This is a genomic window from Piscirickettsia litoralis, assembly GCF_001720395.1.
In the GTDB taxonomy this organism is placed as follows: Bacteria; Pseudomonadota; Gammaproteobacteria; order Piscirickettsiales; family Piscirickettsiaceae; genus Piscirickettsia; species Piscirickettsia litoralis.
The window spans coordinates 684896-689323 of the sequence record NZ_MDTU01000001.1; the positions used below are offsets into that span (position 1 = coordinate 684896).

The following is a 4428-nucleotide window of genomic DNA, read 5'->3' on the forward strand; positions in this document are numbered from 1 at the left end:
GCACGTGAAAATTGGAAGGCCCTGACCTTTCCCCCCAAAAAACTAACCATTTAGCCAAATATATGTAAACGTAGCGTCTACACAGAATTATTTACACTCTCTATATTTCACTATACTCCATACTTTGTGTTAAATTGTTAGTATTTCTTACAGTATGATTAGTAAACCCGTATGACAGTAAAAAAGCACCTCCCACCACTTAACGCTCTGAAAGTCTTCGATATTGCTGCAGACCAACTCAATTTTTCACGTGCAGGTGAAGAGCTCAATATGACTCACTCTGCGGTCAGTCAGCATATCAAGCGCTTGGAAGGCTATCTAGCCAAAACATTATTTCTGCGTAAACCAGGCAATCGCCTCGCGTTAACCGAAGAAGGTGAACGCTATGCCGAGCATATCCATAAAGCCCTGCGTATCATTAATGATGCCACCGTTGAACTCACCCAAGATCAGCATTCAACCGTTATTCACCTCAACCTGTCATCAAGTATGGCAACCTATTGGTTGATTCCACGTTTAGCGGACTTTCAAGCCTCTTCACCTGATCTTGAGCTACGCTTAGCGACACCGTTGCGCCCAAACTCTTTGCAGTTCAATGATATTGATGCTGCAATTCAATATAATTCTCAAGATCACCAAGATGACTACTGTAGTGACTTTTTATTACAAGATCGCCTTGTGCCTGTATGCAGTCCAAAGTTATTACAAGACCCTGCACCATTAAAGGCTAGCCGTCTTATTCATCTTTACCCGTTTATTAATATTCGCCATACCGTCCGCACCAATGACCTAGAAAATTGGTGTAAGCACTACCAATGCGCCGAACCTCAGGTTGAAGAACGCTTGACCTTCGAGCATACCATTCAAGGCATCCAAGCGGCACTAAATGGCTTAGGCATTTTAGTTACTCACCTCCCTTTAGTTGCAAATTTACTCAAACTCGGTCACTTAATCATCCCAACCCAAGAAACAATTCCAGGCATTCATGATCTGTACCTCACCTACCCAAATAACTTTTTGACCCGCAATAAAATAGCCCCTTTACGTCAATGGCTACTTAAAACCACACAAGAGTTCCTTGATGAGGTTCCTGCATCACTGCTCGAAAATAAATAATTATTACTATGCATATTACTGAAATTAATCAACGTCTAACAAAAGCCGGGTTTTCCAGTCGTCCAAGCCAACAGCGGATGATTCAAGCTGTCGCCGCTAGCATTCATCATCGCTATATTTTGCTCTGTGAAGGCGGCACAGGAATCGGTAAAAGCTTTGGCTATTTATTGGGTGCTCTATCACAAGCACAAGGCAAAACCCTTGTTATCGCCACAGCGACTATTCAACTCATGGAGCAATTGATCAGCAAGGATATTCCCCAGGTTGAAAAGCTGCTTGGCCTCTCTTTACACACAGAAATCGCCAAAGGGCGGCGGCGTTATATTTGCCATCACAAATTTTATGCCCTCGATGATTTATTCATGCTCGAACGCTTAACTCCGTTACGTAATGCCTTGGAAAAAGGCGACTGGTCAGGAGATAAAGATAGCTTATCGTTTAAAGTTGATGAATCGCTTTGGCAAAAAGTCTCAACAGATCGGGCCGGCTGCCTCAATCGTCGTTGCCACTTTTTTAAAGAATGTGCATTTTTTAGTGCACGTGAACGACAAAAATCAGCAGACATTATCATCACCAACCATGCGACCTTGCTCGCTGATATTTGGCTAGGGCTTGGCACGATACTCCCTGACCCTGAAAAATCAATTTATATTATCGACGAAGCTCATCATTTGCCAGAACAGTCGATTAACAGCTTAGCTCAAGAGGTTTCTTTATCCTCAAGCAAGGAACAAGCACATGAAGCCAGGCAAACGCTCCTCAAATGCAAAGATTTTTTTTGATAATCCGCCCAAGAGCTTTTTTAATGCCTTTGAGCTCAGTGAGCAAATCATCGATGGCTTAATCCAGCTGAAAAAAAATATTACACTTAAACTTTAGAGAGCAAGCAACAGGCAAAGAATGGATATTTCTAGATAGTTTTCCAGACAGTTTAGCCAAAGAGATCCAGCAATTAGCCACCTTAACACGTAACTGCTTAACACAGGTTTCACTATTTGTCGAATACTTTGATGCTGCTCATATAGATTCGCTCGAAAAGAAGCAACAATTACAGAGCCGGTTAGAGTTTGTTATCGGTGCATTTGAGAATATGTTAAAAGTCTGGCAACACTTCCCTCAAAAAGAAGATGCACAAGGTGCCAGGCAAGCTCGTTGGATAACCTTGGGCAAAGTAAAGGAGCAAGAGGATTATCGCTTTCATATCAGTTTAATCGATACCAGCCACAAGCTTTCTGAGTTATTTTGGCAGCGCGCTCCTGGAGCGATTACCCTGTGTTCAGCAACATTGAAAATCTCCGGCCAATTCCAGCATTTTGCTCGAAAAATGGGGTTACACCTACAAAAAAATCATACGGTTAAATCCATCAGCTGTCCCTCTCCATTCGCCTATGATCAATCCCAGCTGATTATTCCTAAACTAAAATCAACACCTACACATATAAATGATCAACATTTACAAGAATTTCAGACCTTCTTAAAAGCCGTACTACAGGAATTTAATCAAGGCTGCCTGGTTCTTTTTACCAGTCAAAAAAGCCTGGAAAGCACCTTTAGCACACTACCCAAAAGCCTCCAGAACAAAATCACCTGCCAAGGAGACTTGCCTAAACATCAGCTAATCGAGCAGTTTAAACGCCATATTGACCAAAACCAATCCCATGCTCTGTTTGGCTTGCAATCTCTTGCCGAAGGCTTAGACTTACCAGGAAACTACTGTAATACACTCATTATACAAAAAATTTCCATTTGCCATGCCCAGCACCCCTCAAGCACGCACACGTGAGCACGAACTTAAACAACGGAATAAAAATGTTTTCATCGAGCACACTCTACCAGAAGCACATTTAAAACTTATTCAGTGGACAGGCCGTCTGATTCGTACTGAATCTGACCAAGGCAAGCTTGTGCTCTTCGATGATCGCATCATCTATAAAGCATATGGTAAAAAGCTGCTCGCTTCCCTCCCCTCATTTGAAGTCCAACACCCTTCATCCTGGCAAGAAAGCATCGAGCTTATGACTTAAGATTAAATCTTAATATAACAAGAACTAATCAGCTTTACATTATTGAGAAACCAAATCATCGAATTGCTTAAAAAGCTGTATAATTTCCTGCCCATTAACCCCTTGGGCTTTTAAGCCTTCCTCTGCCATCGGCATGATATTAGAAGCTAAGGGCAAATTACCTTGCGTTTCAACAATAACCTTCATTCGAGGCAAGAAAATCCATTGCACCCATTGGCTAAAGGCCAAGGTATCCACACAAAAAGGCTCCTGGCTTGATAACGCACTCTCAGCAGGCGCGTGCTCTTCCCAAAGGCTGTGGGCACGCAACGCCTTTTCTAGCTCTAAAAGAAGGCTAGCAATCTCTACATAAGCGGCTTGTTTCATCGTCTTTCTCTGCTTAATTAAAAAAATTGTATAGTAATATTATAAAGTTGTTGACTTCTATTTCAAAATCCGCATAATAGGTCCTCGTTGCAGGGCATAAGCCTGAACAACAACTAAGTGCGAGTGTGGCGGAATTGGTAGACGCGCTGGATTTAGGTTCCAGTGGGGCGACCCGTGAGAGTTCGAGTCTCTCCTCTCGCACCATCTCTTTCAATATCAAATTCAAAAATAAAGTACCAAGCCTGTTATCATTAGCGAATATAATTCTCAACTAAAAGCTAAGAATCTTTGTATTTAAACCTGCTTAATTCCTTCTGCGACCCATAGACTTTGATAAAGACTATCACCTTCATTGATTCTTTCTGCTTCCTTCTCAGCTTGATAGATGTCATCCAATGAAATTACTTCATTTTCAAGCAGCTCTTCTTTCACTGGCTCCAACATACCCAGCCAATTTTTATAAAAAGACTTTAATATTTTGGGTTGCCGAGAGTCAATATAAATAGGGTGTTGCCTAATTACAATATTAGAAAGTCCAGCCAACTGGAACAAATACTATAACTGCGGGCAAATATCTAGCGTTCCTTGCGTTGGGCGGTACATGTATTGCACTCAGGCATGGTAACACTTATTCAAATAAGGCTTGTTATAAGCAATATATGACAAATTATTTGGCTCGATTGCCAGAACCTTCCCCTGCACTTTTGCAGTTCTGACCATTTCAGCAATAAGGTGTGATGGCTGCGGGTTGTGAACCAACACTAAGCGACAAAAAGACAGATCAGCCCAACCAGATGAAATAGGCGTTCTTCTCGCATCGGACAGATAAAAGTCAGCGTTGCTGATTTGCATAGAAAGCGCTTTTTCCCGTGCTTTATTGATTTGCCTATCTTGAATATCTAAACCAACATAGTTTCCTTTA

The 4428-nt window shown here is 41.8% G+C and carries 7 protein-coding genes and 1 tRNA gene; 5 read left to right on the forward strand and 3 right to left on the reverse strand.

The window, feature by feature from the left end:
• Positions 1-171 precede the first annotated feature (171 nt).
• The 4 genes from BGC07_RS03285 (at position 172) to BGC07_RS23005 (ending at position 3140) form a co-directional block, all read left to right on the forward strand.
• A complete protein-coding gene (locus tag BGC07_RS03285; RefSeq protein ID WP_069311947.1) occupies positions 172-1116 on the forward strand; it encodes a LysR substrate-binding domain-containing protein in 945 nt (314 codons plus the stop codon).
• An 8-nt stretch (positions 1117-1124) separates the two neighbouring features.
• The gene (locus BGC07_RS21620; protein WP_235602881.1) at positions 1125-1898 is read left to right on the forward strand and encodes a DEAD/DEAH box helicase family protein; all 774 of its coding nucleotides are present in this window, start codon (positions 1125-1127) and stop codon (positions 1896-1898) included.
• Positions 1899-2206: 308 nt separating this feature from the next.
• Positions 2207-2899, forward strand: coding sequence for a helicase C-terminal domain-containing protein (locus tag BGC07_RS23000; RefSeq protein WP_268801598.1), 693 nt, complete (start codon positions 2207-2209; stop codon positions 2897-2899).
• On the forward strand, positions 2868-3140 hold the full coding sequence (locus BGC07_RS23005) for a helicase C-terminal domain-containing protein (protein WP_268801599.1): 273 nt from the start codon (positions 2868-2870) through the stop codon (positions 3138-3140). Before BGC07_RS23000 ends, BGC07_RS23005 begins: the two co-directional genes overlap by 32 nt.
• A 39-nt stretch (positions 3141-3179) precedes the next feature.
• On the opposite strand, the gene BGC07_RS03295 is transcribed toward BGC07_RS23005, so the two are convergent.
• Positions 3180-3506, reverse strand: coding sequence for a YqcC family protein (locus BGC07_RS03295; RefSeq protein WP_069311948.1), 327 nt, complete (start codon positions 3504-3506; stop codon positions 3180-3182).
• Positions 3507-3625: 119 nt separating this feature from the next.
• Here BGC07_RS03295 and BGC07_RS03300 point away from each other — a divergent pair.
• Positions 3626-3710 (forward strand) — tRNA-Leu (locus tag BGC07_RS03300).
• Positions 3711-3800: 90 nt separating this feature from the next.
• Here BGC07_RS03300 and BGC07_RS03305 read toward each other — a convergent pair.
• On the reverse strand, positions 3801-4058 hold the full coding sequence (locus tag BGC07_RS03305; RefSeq protein WP_069311949.1) for a hypothetical protein: 258 nt from the start codon (positions 4056-4058) through the stop codon (positions 3801-3803).
• Positions 4059-4118: 60 nt separating this feature from the next.
• Positions 4119-4428, reverse strand: a 310-nt coding sequence (locus tag BGC07_RS03310; protein WP_139121741.1) for a class I SAM-dependent methyltransferase, incomplete at its 5' end; no start/stop codon positions are given.